Raw genomic sequence first — 21,384 nt, forward strand, 5'->3', positions numbered from 1 at the left:
AATACAGGGATGATCGTTTCCTGAGACACCGCGTTGCCGTTATAAGGTGATGCCTAGTCGCGTCTGGAGGAAGGCCCGCACCCTCTGGAAAGCAGGTTCGTCCGAAAGCAGGTGGGTTATGGCGCTCTTGAACAGATTCGAACCCGGGACCCGTCTCCCATTTCTTAAGCAATTGAAATCTAGATTGTTCTGTGAATCCTGAGCCTAGTCGCAGGCCAAGCGCCACTAGAGGGTTATTTCGCCTATCTCGACAGTGAATCGGTTTGTTCGCAGCATCCTAGAAACCGGGCTGCCGCGATAAATCCGTGTCTTTTGCTGGCCGCCGCCATTGTTACACCATTGCATCGCACCAAGCCAAACGATTCCTAGAGCGCTTCAAAACATGATGATTTAGCCGTGCCGATTAAAGATGCGTCAACTGCGGTGATGCTACTTCGACCTAACAGTTGATGGAGCGTTTATGCGTGGTGAAGATCTTATCGCAGCTTTGGGAAAGCGACTTGCGGCGCAACAGGACGTTAAGACAGTCAGTCGTGCGGAGATCGCTAGTCATCTCAACATCACCGCAGAGAAGCTAGGTGCCCTGGCCGAAAAGCCAAACCTAACTCCGTTGCAGGTGGCTGATCTCATCGATAGGGCAGCCGCAAAGGCGGTCACTGATGTTGAACAAGCAGCAATTCGACCTATCATCGAGTTCTACGGCCTAGACCCCGTCTATTCAAGCCATGGGGTCAAGTTTGAAATGTTCTCTTCTCAGACTGATACTGGACAACATCCGTATATCGCCGGTATCCAGGATCGGCTGAGATCATCCCACGGCATATACATCTTTTACGATAGTCGAGGCCGGGCAATTTACGTGGGGAAAGCTGTCCTTCAGACACTTTGGAAAGAGATGAACCTAGCCTTCAATCGCGACCGCAAAGACTATCAGCAAATCAAAGTGGTAGAGCATCCAAGTAAAAAAGTTAGATATCGCCCTTATGAGGAGCAGCACCGCCGTATCGGCAAACTTAACGTTCAACTGTCTTACATAGCTAGTTACGTCAGCGCCTATGAAGTATCGAAAGGACTGATCAGCACTGTAGAGGCGTTGCTTATACGTGGATTTGCCAATGACTTGCTGAACACCAGGATGGAGAAAATATAAGCAGTGCGATGATTAGCTTGATATCTTGGACCGTAGCTCGAAAAGCATCTCATCGCTCGTTGCAGCAAGATTAACGGTGGTGAAGCGGATCTTATGTCCACGAACGGTCATATATTCATCGATATCAACGCCGACCGATGGGTATAGGAGAATTCCCTCTGCTACGTCAGAAAGAGGGCTACCGCTACCGGACTGTGAAGCGAGATAGGCGAAGATTTGGAAGATGTTGGCCGGCACAAAACTATGCCCTCCTCGCAACTTTGGCGTAAGGACGTTAGCAAACTTTGTATCAATCACGACTCTTCGCGCGCTCCCCTGATCCAGCCTGATATCTGGGATCATTCCAGGAACAAGCGCGCGGGCCCGCTCTGAGTGAGCACTACTTTTCCACTTTATCCGCTTTTGCCGAGATACCGTCCATCCGTCACGGCCGTGAAACTCGCGGAAGTAATATTGAGCAACGGCTACTTCAAATATCCGTCGAAGCCTAATTTCGTCTCTCTCTAGCCGACTGATCTTCGCCTCGTGCCCCTCTTCGGAGGGCAAGACGAGATCGAGCGCGAGGTTGGCGACGGTGACCATGTGAAAATCGTCGCGCTGATGACGAGCAATTGCATCCCTACGTAGTTCGCTTGCCGTGGGCCTGACAGTGCAGACACCTTTTGCGGCGAATTCCCCGGCTAACCTACGACAGCGGTCCGCTGTCGTGGTATCGCGTATGCGGGCCGCAGCAGATCTGAGCGCGACAACCGCAAGCCTATTTCGGGGTGTATCAAACGTGAATTCCTCGAACTGGCATGCCACTCGCCCTTGTTGAAGCAGCCCACGTGTCTCCGTTTGGAGCCAGTTGATCCGACCGCGCACCCGCGTCAGAGCACGCTCATCTGACCTGTAAGCGAGAGAGAGGTTGCGTCTGAGACGACGCTCTACCGCATCACACAGGTACCGGGCCAAAAGATCGGGGAGTTCCGTCGCGTCATCCACATCCCCCTCTACCAGATCGCCAAATTGCGCAAGACCGGCCGCGTATGTCAGCAAAACCCATAGGTTTCTGATCGGGATTCCTGCCGCACTCTTCCACATCGCCTGGTTCATCACTCGACCAGCCGAAGATCTTCGACAAGGGCCGAAACAAAAGCAGGTTTTTCAAACCAATATTCCTGAAGAAGTGGAGCGATCTCGGTGTCGACGACCTCGTTGAACCAGAGCTTCCAATTTGCCTGCGGAGCTTTTTCCAGCGCTGCAGGGGGGGTAACGAAACTGTGGCCAATCGCAAATTGCGACCCAAGTTGACTGTCGCTTCCAATTTTTTCATTCAACTCATCGATCCGCCCTTTTACATCAGCGAGGAACCCAGCATCTGCCCCTAGGTCGAGACACCATTTTTTCCAGGCATCGTTAAGACTGGGCTCCAGGCTAACAAAGGCAAATCGCCGACGCATAGCCAGGTCTACTAGCGCCAATGACCGATCGGCCAAGTTCATCGCTCCAACGATATACAGGTTTGGCGGAACGAATACTCTCTCTTCCGTCGTTCTGGGGTACGCGAGGCGCAGCCCTTCTTCCTTCACCCTCTTATCAACTTCGAGCAGAGTCAGCAGTTCGCCTAGGATCTGAGCAGGATTTCCGCGATTGATTTCCTCGATGACGATGACGAACGCGCGCCCAGGCTCATCATTCGCTTGTGCAACAGCCTCGAGGAACGCTCCGTCAGCTAACTTTAAACCACCCAATCCATCCGGACGCCATCCACGCACGAAATCCTCGTATGACATCGAAGGCTGAAATTGAACGGCCATAACGCGAGTGTCGTCTTTTTCCTCGATCAGCGCGTATGCCAAGCGCTTTGCCAACCAAGTTTTTCCAGTACCCGGAGGGCCTTGCAAAAGGAGATTTTTCTTACGCTTGAGGATTTCCAGTGCACGTCTCACGTGTTCGCCGGGGAAAAAACATCCGTCAGCTAAAATGTCTCCCACAGCGTAGGGCGTCGAAGCCTTGTCGGCGTCTAAATTAAGAGCCGGTTCGAGAGCATCGATATCCTCCGAACCGCTTATTATCCATTTGGACTCAAAGTCGTCAGGCAGAGCGAGCGCAAATTCTTCCCCCGCCTCCGTTAGCTTGAGCTTCGCGACCCCATCGACGGTCTCGCTTAAAGCCATTCCTGTGAGCTTCGCCCAGGAAATTATGTGTGATCCGGGCATCTTGGTGGTCCAACTGGGTACCAACGCCTGCAGCCTCCCCGCCGCCTCCGTGCGACCGATGCCTTCAGGATGCCTTTTAAGCAGGAGCAATAAGTGGCCCATTCCAAAAACGCGCCCGACAAGTGGGCCGCGCAAAACAGACGCATGATCGGATGAGAGCAGCAGCTCCCTGCCTAAATCCGTCAGAGTGTATGTTCCATTTGCCATCTGGAGAAGACCAAGGCCTCCCAGGGCTTGAGAAATGATATTTCCCGCACTGCTGGCGTTTAGTTGCGTGGCATCACTGAGAATCGTCGTCACGAGGTCTTCACGCGTAATTCCGTGCTCCGCCTCGCGAACTACCGTCACCAAAAGCCGGACATTGTCTTGGACGCAGGTTAGGCTTCTTCGTTGCGCGTCTGCAGGCATCAGATAAAGAGGCGGCAGATCGGTGGAAACGTCATCTTCCTTATGTGTTACGACCGTGCCGGTGCTCGGTGCCTTCACTATCTTTTGCCATAGAAACCAAGCAAATATCGCCTGGCCCACATTCGCCGCATCGCTATCCGGAGCACCGATGGCTTCTACAATGCGTTCGCGCACAGAGGCGTGGCGCGCCATGAAATCCGTTACTGGGTCGGCAGCTTGTATGAGGCCATGGACCGAATTGATCCGGCCTTCGTCCATGAGACACGTCATGTCATCAGGATAAAGCATCGCAAGAAGTCTGATGATGCGTGCTCGTGGTCTACGCTCATTGTGCTTTTGCCATACGGCTGAAAGGACAGCCTTATAGGCATTCTGCAGCCTTTTCCCACGCTCAATTAGTGTTGTCGGCCTCGGTTCATTTTTTAAGTCATAGAGCAGTTCGGCCAACTCCGTATCTTCATAGGCGGACGTGACCGTTACTGAGCGACCAGGACCAATATTGGCCACCGAGTTTTGATTCCAAAGGAATTCCTGAAATGTAGGGGTTAACCACTCTTCACGGGAAGCGCTCTTTGCCCGGGTCAGGTCACGAAGATAATTCGTCCGCCAGGTGACTGCCCATTCCTCTTCGAGATATAACTGAAAATCACTGGAATATAACTTCTTCAGTTCCTGCGTATTCACCTGCATACCTTGTATCCAACCCCTCGCTCACATCCCGAGACGATAGACTATGGCCTGTGCAAGTGTCACGCTACATTTACGCCCTTCGCGTGTGGTTATGTGCCTCAATCCATCAAGCAGGCATTGGAAAGGTAAAAGAGAGAACGCTGCGACAACTGTAGCGAAACTTCGTCAGCGCCACCCACTTTCGATGCTCCTCACGCCAAGTCTATTTATCACGCATTCCTAGCCCACAGTATCCATGACGGTCTGCGGAGCGCCACTGCAGTTTCCAGCCGGAGAAAATTCACACCGCAGTTTTTGCTGTTGACGTTCCCTCACCGGCGCAGTTATTGCGTGCGTGACTTTTTCGTGGCCGACGCGCCCCGCCGGGAACTGCATGATGCATGTGATCATAACTGCTTGCACCAACAAAAAGCGGCACATTTGCCCCCCCGATACGGCGGCGAGGAATCTTCCCTATGGCTCGCTAGAAGATGTCGTTTCTGAATGGAAGAGGCGTGTGGCCTCGGTCTCCATAGCGACACCGGCGCAGAATCTTTATAGCGGCCGCGCTTTCTCACTTTCCAAAGTCACAGCAGACCTACTGGGTGCACAGCTATACGTTATCTCCGCAGGCCTAGGATTCGTCCGCCCGGATGATTTGGTCGCTCCATATGATCTGACCGTCTCTCCTGGTTCGCCGGATTTTGTTTTGAGCCATGTCTCACCACCTGTCTCAAGCGCAGCGTGGTGGGCACAACTCGTCGACGATAACATCATCCATTCCAGTTTGAGGTCTAACGCCGGTCTCATACTAATCGCTCTTAGTTCAACCTATCTCGAAATGGTCGAACCGATTCTAGAAAAACTAGCGGATGATGAGCTAAAGCGGCTCCGGATTTTCACGGGCTCAAAGAAACTGCCTCTCACACGGCGCATCGCCACCAGCGTCGTGCCGTACGATGAGCGGTTGGATGGTCCCGAAAGCCCGTTCCGTGGAACGAAGATTGATTTTGCTTCTCGAGCACTGTGGCATTTTGCCGAGACTGTTCTTTTGCGGTACCCACGTTCGAGTTTTAGCAAGCAGGCGAAATTAGTTGAGACGTCGCTAGGAGGCTACGGCACACCGAAGCGCGGATCAGGTAGCCGGTGTTCCGATCCAGAAATCAAAAATCTTCTGCGGCAACATTGGGAAAGCGCCAATGGATCATCCACGAAACTTCTGCGGGTGTTTCGCGATGAACTCTCTATTGCATGTGAGCAAAAACGGTTCTCCCGTTTAGCGGCAGAGGTGAGGAACGAGGAGAAGCGCGTATGACAGAAGACTTTGAGAGCTTGGTAGTGCGGGCAGTCAGGACGCAACAAGGTGAGGGAATCGATGTTTATGCGTTTTTCCTTTTTGGATCGGATTTAACGCGAATTGCCGACATCAGCCGAATTCATCGCGATGAGAGAGAGCTTAAAGGCTTTCAACGCAAAGAAATTCGCAGTCACGTAAGATCTATCGTTGAATTTCTGGATAGTGGGCCGGTTTTGTTCCCGAATGCGATCACACTCGCTCTATCGCCTGAAATCCGTTTTGAACCTTCCAGAGGACCGAAGCCAAACGGTCTGGCTGAGGTAGGCGTCTCAGGCACGCTGACAATTCCATTTCGGACCGAAGGCGATAGGGCAGCATGGATCGTGGATGGCCAGCAGCGTTCGCTCGCACTTGCGAAGGCTAAGAATAGTCGGTTTCCAGTACCGGTGATCGGTTTCGTGTCGCGCGATCTCCAAATCCATCGTGAGCAGTTCATCCTGGTAAACAAGGTAAAGGCGCTCGACGTACGTCTAATAAATGAACTTCTACCCGAAGTTGGTTCTCTTCTTCCAAAAGATCTCGCCGTTAATAGGCTTCCAAGTGAGTTGTGCAACCTGTTGAATAGGCAACCCAAGTCGCCGTTCTATAAGTTGATTAAACGTGCGTCGGACACCGGCGACGAATCTAGTGTTGTCAGTGACACGGCTTTGATCGCCGCGATTAAGCAGAATCTCCGCCCACCGCTTGGCGCACTGAGCCAGTACAAACATCTGCCAGAGACCGCGAACCCGGATGCAATGTACGAGACACTGACCCTGTATTGGTCAGCCGTCAGGGACACATTCCCTCATGCTTGGGGGAAAAGCCCGTCAGAGAGCCGCCTCATGCATTCCGCTGGTATCAAGGCTATGGGGTCACTCATGGACCAAGTTATGCTTCGTGCCGACAGTTCGGAGGATCCCGACGCTGAAGTCCGCGAGGCACTGCAACGCCTGGAGCCTTACTGCGCCTGGACCGAAGGGGCGTGGGAAAATTTGGGGCTGGCCTGGAACGATATTCAGGGTACGCCCCAGCATATTAGCAAATTAGCCGACCACTTGATTCAACTCGACCGTAAGCTCTCAAGGCCAAGCCGATGAAGTTCATTTTTGCCGATAGCCTCGATCATGTTGACCCTAACTACGACTTCCTCCGCGACAGATATGCGGAGAACCGCGTGCCTTACTGGGATGACGCTTACCCACACGAAATTATGGGCTATGCTCCCTATAAGGGGATGCTAGTTTCCCGTGGAATTGTGGGGGGCGCTGCCGTCGGAGGTAAGTACACCGAAGCTCAGGCGATGCGTTTTCGTCGGGTCGGCGCCCGCGAGTTCCTGCGTCTCGACAAGCCGCAGTTTGAGAGCTTGCCAATATTTGGCGACTGCGGGGCCTTCACTTATCACAAAGAAGACAAGCCACCTTACACGCCCGACGATACCGCCGAATTTTACGACGATGCACGCTTTACGCACGGATGCTCCGTCGACCATATCATTTTTGACTTTGACGAAAGCCTCAAAGGTTTCGAGGGCGGTACCGAAGAAGCGCGCCGGCGCTTCGAGATCACTCTTGAGAACGCGTCGGCGTTCCGCGGTTCGACCCATCACATGTCAAGTCGGTTCACGCCAATGGGCGTCATCCAGGGATGGTCGCCCGGAAGCATGGCCGAAGGTGCTCGGCGACTGGTTGCGATGGGCTACGATTACCTGGCGCTCGGCGGTACCGTCCCGTTAAAGGCTTCGCAGATCAAAGCATGCCTTGCTGCAATCCGTGACGTGATCCCGCAAGAGACACGTCTTCATATCCTTGGCTTTGCGAAGGCTGACGAGATCGATACGTTCGGCCCCTTCAATGTAACGAGTTTCGACACGACGTCACCTTTGATCCGCGCCTTCAAGGATGCCAAGTCGAATTATTATCTCCCGAACAAGTCAGGCAAACTCGACTATTACACGGCCATTCGGGTACCGCAGGCACTCGAAAATCCCAAGTTGATGAGGCTCGCCAAACGTGGCGCTCTCAACCAGGAGCAGCTTGTCGCGATGGAAAAAGACGCACTTGCAGCGCTTAGATCCTACGACCGCGGGCAAGCCGAACTCGAAGAAACGCTTGATACGGTACTGGCCTACGCAACGCCGGCTGTCATGGGCGAAACGATTGGCGATTTGCCCGGTGCGAAAGCCGTCAAAGATCTGAGAGATCGATATAAGCGGACGCTGAGCGACAAACCGTGGAAGCGCTGCGCCTGCCCTATCTGTTCATCACTTTCGATCGAAGTGGTGATCTTTCGCGCGAGCAACCGTAATAAGCGGCGCGGAATTCATAATCTGGGTGTCTACAACGCCCTTGTTGACCAACTCCCGAGTAATAGTGGGCGAAATGACGATACTCAAATTTCCAGCGATCAGAGCCAGACAGAGCGAAGCGCACACGGTTCTTTCATTTGCAGCGCTAGCGTCTGAATTGCAGAAATTCGCGGTTATCGAGCGTGTTGCGCGCGATGCTGAGGGTGGACTGAGCGGATTTCAGCGTCCGCAGATTGCGGGCCATATCCGTGAGATCCGCGACTATCTGGAAAAGCCGGAGGCGATCCTTCCAAACCCGATCGTCGTGGCCTTCACGAGTAATGTTGAGATCAGCGAAGAGGGCGACGATGGCCGGTGCATGGTCGAGATCGACACTGCCGCGGGCGCGCCTGGCATGGTTGTCGACGGCCAGCAGCGACTGACCGCACTCGGCCAGGTTCACGAAAAGGACTTCCAGGTCTTTGTCTCGGCCATCATCTGCCGGGACGACGAGGAACTTCGTCGTCAATTTGTGCTGATCAACAATACGCGGCCGCTTCCAAAATCCTTGATCTATGAACTGCTGCCGACCGTCACCGGCCTGCCGCGCCGGCTTGGCGATCGTTCGGTTGCTGCCGATATCGCCGCTCGCTTGAATTATGACAAGACGTCCTCGCTCGAAGGTCAGATCTACCAACACACTAATCCCGGTGGTCTCATTCGCGATACGGCGATCCAGCGCGTCATCATTAATTCGCTGAGCGACGGCGTCATGCGTGAATTAATCCGCGAACCCGACGGCGCCGACCTCTGCTTCAAGCTGATCAGTGATTTCTACCAAGCTGTTCAGTTTGTTTTCAAGGACGCATGGAAGAACCACACCCCCAAGACGTCGCGCCTTGTCCACGGCGCGGGGATCATGTCGCTCGGCTATGTCATGGAGATCCTGGTCCTGCTGGACGGCGCTCGGGCATTCGATGATTTTGCCAAGGGCCTTTCGTGTTTGGTCGACAACACCGCCTGGACGTCCGGCGAATGGAATTTTGCGGAAAAGGACAAGCGCCATTGGAAGTCGGTTCAAAACGTCAACCGAGACATTGTCACGCTCGCCCAATATCTGGTCGGCATCGTCCGCGCCGACGTTCGACGTAGGCGCAACGAGGGCCAGACAATCGCTGAAGAACCAAGCCAGAGGACGGCGGTGGATCCCCAATGAGCTACGCAGTGAAAGAACTGTTCAAGACGCTCCAAGGTGAAGGTGCCCAAGCCGGAAGAGCGGCCGTCTTCTGCCGCTTTGCCGGCTGTAACCTCTGGTCAGGACGCGAAGAGGATCGCCATAAAGCGATCTGCCAGTTCTGCGACACCGATTTCATTGGAACCGATGGCGATGGCGGCGGCAAGTTTCGCGATGCAAAGAAACTCGCGAGTGCTATCGCCCGCACCTGGGGAAGCGGGCAAACCAGGCGCTATGTCGTTTTCACGGGCGGCGAACCACTTCTACAGGTCGACGAGGCATTGATTGCGGCGGTTCACGATCACGGCTTCGAAATCGCGATCGAAACAAATGGAACTATCGAGCCCCCTGAAGGCATCGACAGGATTTGCGTCAGCCCGAAGGCTGGGGCGCCGTTTAACCTGAGAACGGGAAGCGAATTGAAGCTCGTCTACCCGCAGTCCGCATTGCTTCCGAACGATCTCCCTGACCTCAACTTCGAGCATTATTTTCTTCAACCGATGGATGGCCCTGCGCAGTTGGAAAACATTGCTGCCGTAACGGCGTTCTGCCTTGAGAACCCGCGCTGGCGCCTAAGTCTTCAAACCCACAAGATGATCGGGATCCCATGAAAATCACCCAAGCGTTCACATTCGAGGCGGCTCACCGTCTTCCACACGTGCCGTCGACGCATAAGTGCCACCGCATGCATGGGCACTCTTATCGTGTCGAACTGCAGTTGAAAGGCATTGTCGATGCGAAGACCGGCTTTGTGATCGACTTTTTTGATGTGGAGAAGGTCTTCGGACCGGTTCTCGAAAGCCTCGATCATCATACACTCAACGATATCGAAGGTCTCGAAAACCCGACTGCAGAGAATATTGCGGTGTGGATCTGGAAAAAGGTCAAACCGCTCCTCGACGAGTTGAACTCGGTCAAGGTGTTTGAGACGCCGGCCTGCTGGGCGGAGTATGAGGGTGAGTAACGGGGAGCCTACCATGTCGTCGACGGCGTTAGTATTGTTTTCGGGCGGCCAAGATTCGACCACGTGCCTTGCTTGGGCACTCGATCGGTTTGAGCGCGTTGAGACGGTGGGCTTCGACTATGGCCAGCGTCACCGTATCGAGCTCGAATGCCGCGATTCACTGCGGGCTCAGATGCGCACTCTCAATCCTCTGTGGGCGGATCGTCTTGGCGAAGATCATACGATTTCTCTCGCCGCATTGGGCGAAATCTCCGATACCGCCCTGACGAGCGGCATGCAGATCGAGATGGCAGAATCGGGCCTTCCGAACACTTTTGTACCGGGTCGAAACCTGATCTTCCTAACCTTCGCTGCAGCATTGGCATATCGTCGAGGTCTGAAGCATATCGTCGGTGGTATGTGCGAGACAGACTATTCCGGTTATCCGGACTGCCGGGACGATACGATCAAGGCGCTGCAGGTGGCGCTCAATATTGGCATGGAGAAGCGGTTCGTCCTCGATACGCCGTTGATGTGGATTGACAAGGCCGAGACATGGCAACTTGCAAAGGATCTCGGTGGTCAAGCGCTGGTCGATGTAATCGTGAAGGACAGCCACACATGCTACCTCGGTGAGCGCGGCGCGCTTCATCAATGGGGTCACGGCTGCGGCACGTGCCCGGCCTGCGAATTGCGGGCAAAGGGATACGAAAAGTTCGTGGCGCAAGAAGTTTGAAAGTGGAGAGCGGGATGAATTCGCGAAACCGGCAATTGATCGAAGGTGCAGTGTTTTTGGCAGGCTTCGCCGCCTGTATCCCGCTTGCCAACTATATGATTGGCCACGTCGGCACGGTCTGCGTGCCGGACGGGCCATGCCTCATACCTGTGGGACCGGGCCTGACTGCGCCTAGCGGTGTGCTTCTGGTGGGCCTTGCCCTTGTGCTACGCGATCTTGTTCAGAGGCGCTTGGGCTTGATGTGGGCGATCGGCGCAATCATCGTTGGTGCATTCCTGTCGACGACCTTTACGGCACCTGCGCTTGCGCTGGCATCTGCGAGCGCGTTCCTGATGTCGGAACTCGTCGACCTGCTGGTCTTCACGCCTTTGCAGAGAAAAGGTCTCGTCAAAGCGGCCTTCGCCAGCAGTGTTGCCGGCCTCGTCGTCGACAGTGTGATGTTTCTTTGGCTGGCTTTCGGCTCTCTCGATTTTCTGGCTGGACAGGTTATGGGCAAATTGATCATGGTTGTAGCCGCGCTTCCAGTCCTGTTTTGGATCCGCAACCGAGACCGGCGATTGGGGCTGATGCCAGCATGACACAAGCGAAAGAGGAAACCCTAAGCTGCATTCGGGCCGTCTGGCAGGCTTTCTTTTACCAGGATATTTCCTTCTTTCCTCGCGTCGACGATAACCGCGCCCCAGGAAAACTCCGCACGCTCACCGCCAAAGAAGCGGTCAAGATCATCGCTGATCAACTCGATAGTCTCTCACCGGATCCGGTTGCGCTCGATGCTGAGTTGAAGCTCGCCCGCGAATCTCTCGATGAGGTGACAGCCCAGACGGATTATCAGGACGGAAAGGCGACTAGGCTACTGACCATTGTGACCTTTATGTCCGCCTTCTCCGGGCTGGCATTCAATCGCCTAGCTGACGGTTACCCAGTCTCGATGATTACTTGGACCGAACGCTGGCCGTCGATGAACAGTGTGCTCGTTTTCCTAAGCTACACGCTGTTCGCCGCATTCGCGCTACTCGCAACCGCTGGAGCTTTGGTAACATTCCATGCCATTAGAACGCGTTTCCGATATCCTAGGGAAGCGGCCAAGGACAAAAAGCCGAGTTCGATGCTCTTCTGGATAGGGATATCGCGAACTCAACCAGACCAGTGGGGAAAGGCGTTCGTCGATCAGAATGATCCTAAGAAAATCTCGGCTGACCTGAAAGCTGAGTATATAAAGAACTATATCGCTGAGACCTACCTGATCGCAGCTAAAGTCGCCGACAAGGTGAGGTTCCTAGAACCGGCTCAGCGGATCCAATCATTGGCCATCAAGGCGCTGTTCCTATGGATCATCGTTACCGCGCTTGTATTTTCCTTTGTCCCGTCAGCGAAAAAGGAGTCTAATTCGTTGATTCGAATCGAAACACCGAATTCGACTGTGTGTGTAACCGGTGGAAATGATGTCCCCACAACAGCAATTGTTAAGCCGTGCGGCACGACGTGATGAACTCCAGACGGCACCGCTGGTTTTCATCGATGCAGACAATACGCTCTGGGACACTGATGGGGTGTTTGCTGCGGCACAACTGAGCCTACTGGGGGCCGTTGAGAAGACAACTGGGCTCGCGGGGCCGGTCGAAAATCGACTTGAATTCGTACGGACCTTCGATCAGCAGCTTGCTCAGCAGCACCATTTGGGCCTTCGCTATCCACCGCGCCTCCTAGTTGACGCGCTGGCGCTTGGCCTCCGGGGGATGCCTTATGGCGAGGCAGCGCGTCAAGCCTGGACCCGCGGGGACGCTTCCCGTCTAGACCGCTCCGTAGTCAGCCAGATTGAGAGCGACTTTATCGCCGACATATCAAAACAGCCCGTCCTTCTTACCGGGGTCTCCAGGGGCTTGCGAGAACTCTCGTCCATTGGAGCTATACTGGTAGTTTTCACCGAAGGAAGTCGTAAGAGGGTCGTACGTACGATCGAATTTCACCAACTCGGCGAGTTCATTTATCGAGTGTTCGAAGCGCCTAAAACGGTACGCATGTTTGAGAGGGTGAAGAAGTTAGCATCGGCCGATCAAAGGATATATGTGATTGGTGACCAGCTTACGCGCGATATTCAGCCGGCGAACGAAGCGGGCGTCACGACAATCTACATACCCAGCGGGTTTCAGCCGAAGTGGGAATCTGAGGCTGAAAGCCTACCGACGTTCCAAGCCCATTCTTTCGATGAGGCCGTGGCCTTTCTTCTTCGTTCAGAAGGCTGAGATCGGCTAGCCGCGTAACCAGCCGAATATTACTTCGTGCTACGTAGCATTGCAGGTCGACCAACCTGACATCCGATTAGAGTGGGAATGCGCTCAACTTTTCGCTCTAGGCTTTGTCATTTGACTGAGTCGATAACTGCGCGAAGAATACTGGCTGTTCCCTTACCCTGCGGGAGTATCAAATCCCGACCTCCCATAGCGTCTTTGATGCAGTAATATGCTGCATGGCTGCTGCTACGCCACGCGAAAACAAAATAGTCTGCATTCGCTGCTAGGTTTGTTAGCTTTTCGGTCGCAACCGTGTCGCCATTCAAAACGACCGTCACGCCCGGGAAGATCGCTTCCAGTTCGCTTTTAGCACGCGCACCAGCTGCTTCCACAAGTGTATAGATACCAATCGTCTTGCCATTGAGACTAGGAAGCTTCTGCTCTTCCGAGGTTTCATCGACTTTCGCAACCAGGCCAAGAGCATTAAAATCGACCGCGTAGTCTTGCGAAAGCGTTATGAATGATTGGCGCTCATCGTGCCGCAATCGGTGGGCAAATCCTTGAGCCTTCCTGATAACCAGATTGAAGAATTGATCTCGTGCTGCGCGTGCGGTTTCCGAGGGAGTGGACGTCACCGCCAGAGCTTCAGCCATGTCGAGAGCCCACGCTAGATGAACATAGGAGGCTACGCGCTCCTGAACCTCGCTAACAATTTCGATAAGCGATAGGTATTCTTGGGTCGTCATACTTGACGACGTGAGATCCACCGTAAGCTGGTACAGAAGAGCAAGATCCACCTTCGATAGGCTTTCATCCATACCGATAATCATGCACAGATTGATAGCGATCGGTCTGGCGGACGATCCCATGGAAAGGTCGTTGACGAAGGCCGCGTAAATGATTGGCACCACTTGGCGAGCGAGTTGAAAATCGCTGGTCAAGAAACCTATTGCATCGGCGAAATTATTGGCGGCATTGATGTCCCCAAGTATCGAGGACGTCTCCCAAGTGATGGCGGCATCTGCAGGAGGCGGAGTTCGATCCCCCAACTGCAGACCATGAGCCCAAGTCAGCCAGTCAGTGGCCCGAACCGTCGCGGCGGTCTCACTGGCAGCCGCCGAGTTGATGATTGGTTGGTGGTGACGATCTGATAGTGCTTCGTAGCTGGCTCTTATTTTGGAGGGAAGCGCTTCGAACAGACTGCCCGCGCCTCGAATTGCCGAGGCCAACTTGTCAGTGATTTCCGGCGTATCAATAAGCACTGCACACATAACAGCACGGGCTAATGACCGAGACGTTGGCGGGCACTCCAAAAAAAGCACAAACGCCCTATCAAGTTGATGATCATTAAAGGCCGCCTCGGCAACGGACAACAGATCAACCGGGTCCTCGACGGCGGATGGAAGTGCAATAATCGCATCGAATGGAGGCTTCAGCCGTTCTACCGGAGAAAGCAGATCGGCCAACTCTCCTAGGATCAGAGCGTTGGGTGTGTCTTGGCACTGCTCGTAAAGTATAAACGCCTTAACGACGCGCTCTGTCCGCACGCCGCGGCGCGATGCGAATAGCCGTGGATACCTTCCCCCAAGATGTTCGACAAACGCCGCTTTCAGCGCATCCGGGTCCTCAGTTTTCTCGACTGCATCGAGATGCATCCGGTAAAGAGCTTCAATGAGATCGGCCACAATCTGCGGCGGGAGAGCGAGGTCCGACAGGTTTTTGATGAGCCAATGATCGTGTGCAATTTCTCTCCAGAGGCCCAAGCCGGCGCGAAACCGGACCTCGAGGTAGCGGAGATTTTCATCGCTCAAACGACCGGCGTCCCGCAACTCTTCGAGAAGGGCAGTCGCATTAGTCTCATCACGCAGCAACAAGGCGCGGTCAAACTCTGCGCGAACCGTTCCAATTGGCCTTTTTACTAAAGCGTCTGTCGCCGGCTTTCTCGATAGAACTCCGGCCATCGTGACGAGACCATCAGAAATCCGACGATTTTGCTCTGGGCCGCCTCCCGTGAAACGAAAGACGGTTGCTCCGAACGCCGATCGCAGAATCGCGGCTAAGGGGTCCGCCATCGAGGATGATGTGATCTCAAATCGGGAAAACCAAGTGAGCCCGAACCACGCCATAAGCAGATCGCGCAACTCATCACTGCGGTCGGCGCGTTGCGCAACCGCGTACCATCCTGTCACCCCACCATCTCGGACAAATGGGAGGACTAACGGAGCCTTTCCATCAGCCTCTCCCAGTAGGGCAAGCCAGGGTCTAAGAACCTCAGCAACGTCTGCGGGCTCCGCACCGTCGGAGATGGTTGACCAAGCCAGTCCATTGGGTGGCGCAAAAAATTCCTCTAGCCACCCTTCGTTTAACATTGTCATGATCTCAAATCGCTCGCTCTAAATAGGATTCGAAAGCGAGGCGGGCCTGCGCAATTGACTGAGGAGTAGTATCGTAAATCACGTGTTCGTCGTTTATTTCCAAACCATTATAGGTAAAATTCATGGATCCTGTCAGAAAACCTCGAGAAACTAGCATGCCCTTCGTATGTAGTTTTTTTAACCTGACTACCGTGAGCTTCTCCAACATTCCTAGTTCCTTTACGCCGTCTTCGAGAAGGGCGAGGAGCGGATCATTATGCTTGTCAAAACTGGTTGCGATACCGAGCGACGTTCCGCGCGACATCAGATAAATCAAGACTTCAACAAGCCGAATTTCCCGCTCACCCCAATCGGGATTAAGAGATGTAAACCCGGAAGCACGGTTGTCGAGTATGACCACGTTGCTGATCCAAGGACTTACCAGCCAAACCCGTTGACCACTGGCGGCTAGCATCTCCGAAAGGATCATTTGTTGAATCAGTTCGCGGATGAGATTCTGACTGGTCACCGCGCTCTTAAAAATGCGACGTGTCGTGAATGTCATTGCAGAGCCTCCGCGATGTCGACATCCACCTCAAATTGGTCTCCGACGCGCCGAATCGCTTGAGTTCGAGCGAAGACAGACAGATACTGCGATTGCACGGGGTTGGTAGCGAGAAACGATAATGCGTCTGCAACCAGTTCGCTCTGATAGATGGAGCAGATCAACGTTACGGCACCGCCAACCGCCAGGTGCTCGAGGCAGTTCTCGCGCCACGACGGATCAGTCAAACTTACAATATGGGCCGCCTCAGGCAAGTGTGGCCTGACGAGCAGAGGCTCAGGGCTGGGAAGTTCAGAGAAGCTGGAATAGATTCCCAAACCGGCCTGTCTAATGTGAGCGCCCCGAGGCCAGAGCAGTCCGTATATCGCACTGTAGCGCCACTGCTCTGGGTTGATGTTCGGTGCATCGATGCCGATCGCGTTCAATGCCTCGTCTAGTTGATCGCCTCGTGAAAGACGGTAAGCGATAACTCTTGAGTCGAGTTCCACGCCCAAGCGAGCCTCTTCGTCATCCCATAGGGCGAGTGCGTTAAACAGAAAATGGTCGGTATCCTGGCTTGAACCCGGCCGTATCACTCGATTGGCAAGCGCCACGACAAACGCGTGCGACGTGATGTAGCCTCGCTCAGCGAGCACATGCCTGAGGCGAGAGAATGCTTGATGGGTCGCTTCTGCACCGGTCGCGCCTCGCATATCTCCCAATGCTTCAGCAAGAGGGCTATCAATCGCCTCAGTGATCGCATCTCGAACAAATCGGCGTAGCTGAAAATCGGTAAGCGCGAAATCGTTGTCGCGGAGAGACGCAGTCATTAACGTGAAGAACCGACGCGGATCTTCCGAATAAACGCGTTGTATTTCCTCGATGTGCCCGTTGCCACCGGGTGACAACTCACTGATCCAAACCTCACTCGGCGCATTTCCGGCATAGACATCAAGCTGCTCCCGTGGACCGGGATCGATGTCGATTACTAAATCCGCTGTATCTATGTCTGGGCATAGACTTTGGATAACGTGAACTGTTGCGGCAGCCACAGTTGAGGCAAATCGCTTCCGCAACCATCCTTCCCAAGAGTTGTCTCTAGGCTGAAACAGTACGCCAGACAGAGATAACAGGCTGGAGACCAGCCTGGGATCGGCAAGGTGCACCGCAAGCTCCTGGCGCAATCGGTCCTGTTGATTCCCAATGGCATTCGCGTCGTCGACGATCGGTGATTGGAAAAGAATGTTAAGCGTCTGATTGAGATCGAGGTCTGCCTCTCCCCTTTCGAGATTGCTTCTTGCTTGTTCTATGTTGATTGATTTAGCGATCGCCTCATTAGTCAGCGTTGCGATAAGGAGGTGCGCTAGCCAGTCCCTTGCAAATGGGTTGTCGACGGCGGCGAGATAGGCACCGTTTCTTGCCTCGTGATGGAAATAGGCGGTGCGCAAGGCGCGGTCGAGCGGTGTCCCCGCTGCCTCAGTTTCGCACCACAGATCCTCCGGTATCGAGAGTTTCAATCGCACGGCGTCTACGCTGAGTGCAAAGCCCAGCGCGGCTGACAGCTGATCGTGCTGAAAGTGGAATTCTTTCCGAACTGTTGTTCCATCTTGAAACTGAATGCTTGCATCACTTCCGAGCGCCATTCGTCGCATCTCGATTGGACTCTGGCTTTGGTGAGTGAAAAATGTGAGGTCATCCACCAATTGCGTCCAACCACTGCCTTGCGGCATTGCGAACGTCTGCCCGTTCATGCGAGCAACAATCTGTGTACGCCACCGCAGTCGCGCGTTCGAGGTGTCCACGACCGACTGCGGTGGAACTGCCACAAGGTAACGGCGTGGCCGGTAGACGGGGATGCGGACAGCATTACCGGAAACTTCGATCAACCAAGAACCCGCAGGCTCCGCAACTACGCAATCTTCCAAGCGTAGCGCCTGTTCTATTGCAGTGTCGAGTTGCGGTGGAGCGATCCAATGGCGCTCTCGTTCGTCCCGTAAGCCGAAGCGTCTTGAGACCCGTCCGGGCGCGAAATCGCGCATCGCTTGCCCGATCGGCATAGCTACGACGTTATCGTTTCCCGGACGAGTTGGGGGTGGCAGGTAAATCTGGACCTCAGGAAGGTTCAGATTGCTGAAAAGGTTCTCAGGCACAAACTCGGGAAGAGGTGCGTTCCGTCGCCACAATTCCCCGCCTTCCTGTCCTCGCCAAAGCCAATTGCTCTCAAGTCTGCGAAGGGCCGTAGGGATTACCTCGGTGAGGAGCGGACGTGGTTTTTCCCACATCACCGCCTGGATATCGCCGGGATCGGCGTCTAGCGACCGCCGCAGAAAATCGGCCAGCCGATCCTGCTCCACAGGCGACACGAGGATTCGACGCAAGATACGTGCGAGACGTCTTTGTCGATCACGAACTGTGGAATTGCTGCCGGGTCCTGCAAGGTCTTGCCAGATACTTGAGCGATCAGCCCATGTCGAAAGGCTTAGATAGTCGAACATAGCGTAAACCGCTTGCATTCGAAGAACGTAGCGATTTTTGATCGGAAGCGAGCGCGCAGGCAACTCTGGATCGAAGAGCAAATCATAGTTCTGGTACGAGATGCGGTCCCGACCATAATCTGATAGGACAGCGATCGTCCATGGCCGCATCTGTCGTGATCGTCCAGCCCGGCCTTTGCGTTGTAGAAATTGTGCAACGTCTCGCGGGGCCTTGTGTTGAACGACAGCCCCGACGCGGGGATCATTAAAACCTACCTCCAATGCTGCAGTTGCAACAATGACGTCATGATCGCTGCCGACACCTGGATCCATCGACATAACGCGTCCGATGGACTTGCGATCGGGCGGCTGGAGGCTATGCCCGATCTCTGTCGCCATCCGCCAGTCTTGACCGTCTAGTTGGCGGGCTTCTACGGTCATTGGGAAACGAAGCGTCGCAAGTCCCCCTCCGGGCTTTCGTCTTTGGTCTACCGCACCAGTTCGATCTCTTCCTTCTGCGTCTAGAAGAGAGAAGTACATCCGGTTCGTGACATCAATGTCATCGGTAAAGACGAACAGCCGCTCTCCGATCAAGCCCCCACTTTTGCGGACAGATGGTTGGTCGAGCATTCGCGAAATCAGCATCGACGTCTGAATTGTTGTTGAGAGGAGTGCTGTCCGCGATACAGGGTCACCGCGGAGGGCGAGCATGTATTCCGCCCCTTCAGCAATCATCTCACTCGCCGCAGGCGCAATTTCAAAGCACGCATCTTCTGTTAGACCTGTGAGCTTCGCAAAAAACCTTTCGCCGTCCTTGAGCGTTGCCGAAAGCCCAACAAATGAGACCGCTCGGCCCAGGATCGAACGCCAGCGCCGAATCAAGTGCGCAACCTGAGATCCTGAAAACCCGGCATACGTGTGCACCTCGTCAAGCAGCATCATCTCCACGGGGCGAATTGCCCGGTCGCCAATCCCAAAGAGATGGCGAGAGTCACCGTCACCCATCCGCCGATTGAGCATTTCTGTCGTCGTAAAGAGAATATCCGGGCTATCGCGCTTCAGCCGTTCACGGGTGAGAACGATCTCATCACTTTCGATCGAGTTGCCGCATACGGTGCAACAAAGTCGCTCCTGTTTTGCGAAACGATCTACGTCTGGCCACATCATGTCACCCCTACACTCTTCGGTGGGGCAACGAACGTAGTCGCAAATCAGGCCAGTGCCCGTTTGACGCCACCCTGAGCGCGTTTCATGCGCATATGACGCGGAAGTCGGCGTGGGGCCAAAGAACGTACCAATCAGAATTTTTCGACGGCCTCTGCTGAGGAGCATTGAATCGAGGCGACGCGCCTGTGCATAAACTTCCGCAAATTGATCCTTTAGAAGTTCATTTCGGGGGTACAAAGCCAAGACCTTAACCCATCGTGCCGCCGATGGATCAGCCTCAATATGGGCAGCAACTCTGGAGAGAGCTGGCAAGTAAAAGGCAAGCGTCTTGCCACTACCCGTGCCGGCGCTGACGAGAGTACCTGTTGACCGCCCGGCGGCAAAACTAGACAATATCCTAGAAGTGGCCTGCACCTGAAACTCCGCGAGCCGCAATCTCGGGCCGTAACTCTGTAGCAGGGCAGTCAGTGCACGTCGCGCGACGGGATCGCGAGGCGTTTCGTCAATTTTCTTCAATGCTTCGTCGCATGTGAGATGACGGTCCGGATAACGGCGGCGGCGCCAAAGGAACCGGAAATCGGCCACAAGCGTCGGGGCCATCCGCCAGCCCGTCGGTCCCTGGTGTCTTGGAAAAAGCTGCCGAAGGCGAAAGCTGAGGCGCACGGCCTCCGCCATGCGGGATCGGTATCGCGGCGTCTGAGCGTCACCGGCATTGTACAAGAGTGCGCGATCGACTAACGCAGTGATCACTTCCGCCGCGCTGAAGTAACTCGTTGCTTCCCTGTTTGGATCATCGAGAATAGGATCGATAATTTCGGACAAATCGCCGACAGAAAGATAGCCGTCGACAAGCCCCCCAGTTGAGCAACCGCGCTTCTATTTGCTCAACGCTATCAAGAACTGCCGTGAGGAGATTAATATCAGCAGTCATAAACGACTCGGAACGATACGGTAGCTTTCAAAAGCATGGTTTTCCTTCAGCCAGTTTATGACTGCTTGATTGAGGTGGTCCAGCGGCGCACCCCCTGATTGGACTTTATCCAGAAAGACTTTGACGTCAGCCGGAACCGTCAAGTCGAACTCGCCGGCAAGCTCGGTCAATTCCTTGGCCAAAAGGCGAGCTTGATCAATATCGCTTTGCTTTTGTGGCAGCGTGTCGAATGCAGATCTGAGCGCCTGGTATTTCGCTTCATAACGGCGATAGACGTCTTGGTTTTTCTCGGTGCCCGCCATCCGGCGTAGAAAGACGGCCGGTGCGTCACCCGTAAAATTCTTATCTCGGTAGTCTTTCCAACTGGCCCGAGCCTCATTTCCGAGGTCAGAGGTTGCGTCACTTAGCGCCTTGATCAGATTCGACCAATGACTTCCCTTCTTCAGGGACTTCGAGTTGGAATCCTTTGCAAAGCTTTCGCGCATTGCGGATGCTCGCGACCGTGAAACTGCTAAACTGTTAGGTATATCAACCTTTATGCTACCCGACGTAAGAACCTTGCACTGCGTGAGTGCGCGATCGAGAGCCTCGACTTCGCGGGTCAGGTCTTGTTTCAACCCGGTGAGGAGGCTTGTTTCTTGAACGTCTGACGCAATTGCGTTTAACGATGTGAGCCGTTTTCGAAGCGCGGATAACGTTGCAGGCAAATTCTCGGTCAT

The 21,384-nt window shown here is 54.3% G+C and carries 17 protein-coding genes; 11 read left to right on the forward strand and 6 right to left on the reverse strand.

Going from position 1 to position 21,384, the window contains the following annotated elements; all coding sequences use genetic code 11:
• The first annotated feature begins 460 nt into the window (after positions 1-460).
• The gene (locus QRN85_RS23320) at positions 461-1,150 is read left to right on the forward strand and encodes a GIY-YIG nuclease family protein (RefSeq protein ID WP_284760327.1); all 690 of its coding nucleotides are present in this window, start codon (positions 461-463) and stop codon (positions 1,148-1,150) included.
• Between the two features lie 12 nt (positions 1,151-1,162).
• Here the strand turns inward: QRN85_RS23320 and QRN85_RS23325 are convergent, their stop codons facing one another.
• Both QRN85_RS23325 and QRN85_RS23330 read right to left on the reverse strand, forming a co-directional pair.
• The gene (locus tag QRN85_RS23325) at positions 1,163-2,245 is read right to left on the reverse strand and encodes a 5-methylcytosine restriction system specificity protein McrC (RefSeq protein WP_350225089.1); all 1,083 of its coding nucleotides are present in this window, start codon (positions 2,243-2,245) and stop codon (positions 1,163-1,165) included.
• Complete coding sequence (locus tag QRN85_RS23330) at positions 2,245-4,449, reverse strand: McrB family protein (RefSeq protein WP_284760328.1); 2,205 nt, start codon at positions 4,447-4,449, stop codon at positions 2,245-2,247. Before QRN85_RS23330 ends, QRN85_RS23325 begins: the two co-directional genes overlap by 1 nt.
• A 373-nt stretch (positions 4,450-4,822) precedes the next feature.
• Here QRN85_RS23330 and QRN85_RS23335 point away from each other — a divergent pair, with 373 nt between their 5' ends.
• From QRN85_RS23335 to QRN85_RS23380, 10 genes are read left to right on the forward strand one after another with little or no spacing between them, the layout of a single operon-like run.
• The gene (locus QRN85_RS23335) at positions 4,823-5,743 is read left to right on the forward strand and encodes a DUF6884 domain-containing protein (protein ID WP_112998293.1); all 921 of its coding nucleotides are present in this window, start codon (positions 4,823-4,825) and stop codon (positions 5,741-5,743) included.
• Complete coding sequence (gene dbpB / locus QRN85_RS23340; protein ID WP_112978557.1) at positions 5,740-6,864, forward strand: DGQHR domain-containing protein DpdB; 1,125 nt, start codon at positions 5,740-5,742, stop codon at positions 6,862-6,864. Before QRN85_RS23335 ends, dbpB (QRN85_RS23340) begins: the two co-directional genes overlap by 4 nt.
• A complete protein-coding gene (gene dpdA / locus QRN85_RS23345) occupies positions 6,861-8,228 on the forward strand; it encodes a tRNA-guanine transglycosylase DpdA (RefSeq protein ID WP_284760334.1) in 1,368 nt (455 codons plus the stop codon). Before dbpB (QRN85_RS23340) ends, dpdA begins: the two co-directional genes overlap by 4 nt.
• Positions 8,146-9,267 (forward strand): DGQHR domain-containing protein DpdB, encoded by a 1,122-nt coding sequence (gene dbpB, locus QRN85_RS23350; protein ID WP_284760335.1) that lies wholly within the window; start codon positions 8,146-8,148, stop codon positions 9,265-9,267. The genes dpdA and dbpB (QRN85_RS23350) overlap by 83 nt, the downstream gene beginning before the upstream one ends.
• Positions 9,264-9,896: a 7-carboxy-7-deazaguanine synthase gene (gene queE / locus QRN85_RS23355; RefSeq protein ID WP_284760336.1), complete on the forward strand. Its 633-nt coding sequence runs from the start codon at positions 9,264-9,266 to the stop codon at positions 9,894-9,896. Before dbpB (QRN85_RS23350) ends, queE begins: the two co-directional genes overlap by 4 nt.
• The gene (gene queD / locus QRN85_RS23360) at positions 9,893-10,249 is read left to right on the forward strand and encodes a 6-carboxytetrahydropterin synthase QueD (protein WP_075856540.1); all 357 of its coding nucleotides are present in this window, start codon (positions 9,893-9,895) and stop codon (positions 10,247-10,249) included. The genes queE and queD overlap by 4 nt, the downstream gene beginning before the upstream one ends.
• Before the next feature lie 13 nt (positions 10,250-10,262).
• Positions 10,263-10,964, forward strand: coding sequence for a 7-cyano-7-deazaguanine synthase QueC (gene queC, locus QRN85_RS23365; RefSeq protein ID WP_284760340.1), 702 nt, complete (start codon positions 10,263-10,265; stop codon positions 10,962-10,964).
• A gap of 14 nt (positions 10,965-10,978) precedes the next feature.
• Positions 10,979-11,542, forward strand: coding sequence for a VUT family protein (locus QRN85_RS23370; RefSeq protein ID WP_284760342.1), 564 nt, complete (start codon positions 10,979-10,981; stop codon positions 11,540-11,542).
• A complete protein-coding gene (locus QRN85_RS23375) occupies positions 11,539-12,450 on the forward strand; it encodes a Pycsar system effector family protein (RefSeq protein ID WP_284760343.1) in 912 nt (303 codons plus the stop codon). Before QRN85_RS23370 ends, QRN85_RS23375 begins: the two co-directional genes overlap by 4 nt.
• Complete coding sequence (locus QRN85_RS23380; RefSeq protein ID WP_284760345.1) at positions 12,407-13,207, forward strand: HAD family hydrolase; 801 nt, start codon at positions 12,407-12,409, stop codon at positions 13,205-13,207. The genes QRN85_RS23375 and QRN85_RS23380 overlap by 44 nt, the downstream gene beginning before the upstream one ends.
• 116 nt (positions 13,208-13,323) lie before the next feature.
• Here QRN85_RS23380 and dpdD read toward each other — a convergent pair whose 3' ends face one another.
• From dpdD to QRN85_RS23400, 4 genes are all read right to left on the reverse strand, one after another.
• On the reverse strand, positions 13,324-15,570 hold the full coding sequence (gene dpdD, locus QRN85_RS23385; protein ID WP_284760346.1) for a protein DpdD: 2,247 nt from the start codon (positions 15,568-15,570) through the stop codon (positions 13,324-13,326).
• 4 nt (positions 15,571-15,574) lie between these two features.
• Complete coding sequence (dpdK, locus tag QRN85_RS23390) at positions 15,575-16,114, reverse strand: phospholipase D-like domain-containing protein DpdK (RefSeq protein WP_284760347.1); 540 nt, start codon at positions 16,112-16,114, stop codon at positions 15,575-15,577.
• A complete protein-coding gene (dpdJ, locus tag QRN85_RS23395; RefSeq protein ID WP_284760348.1) occupies positions 16,111-20,556 on the reverse strand; it encodes a protein DpdJ in 4,446 nt (1,481 codons plus the stop codon). The genes dpdK and dpdJ overlap by 4 nt, the downstream gene beginning before the upstream one ends.
• A 105-nt stretch (positions 20,557-20,661) precedes the next feature.
• Complete coding sequence (locus QRN85_RS23400) at positions 20,662-21,384, reverse strand: hypothetical protein (protein WP_284760349.1); 723 nt, start codon at positions 21,382-21,384, stop codon at positions 20,662-20,664.

Source organism: Agrobacterium sp. fls2-241-TYG-188a (assembly GCF_030209845.1).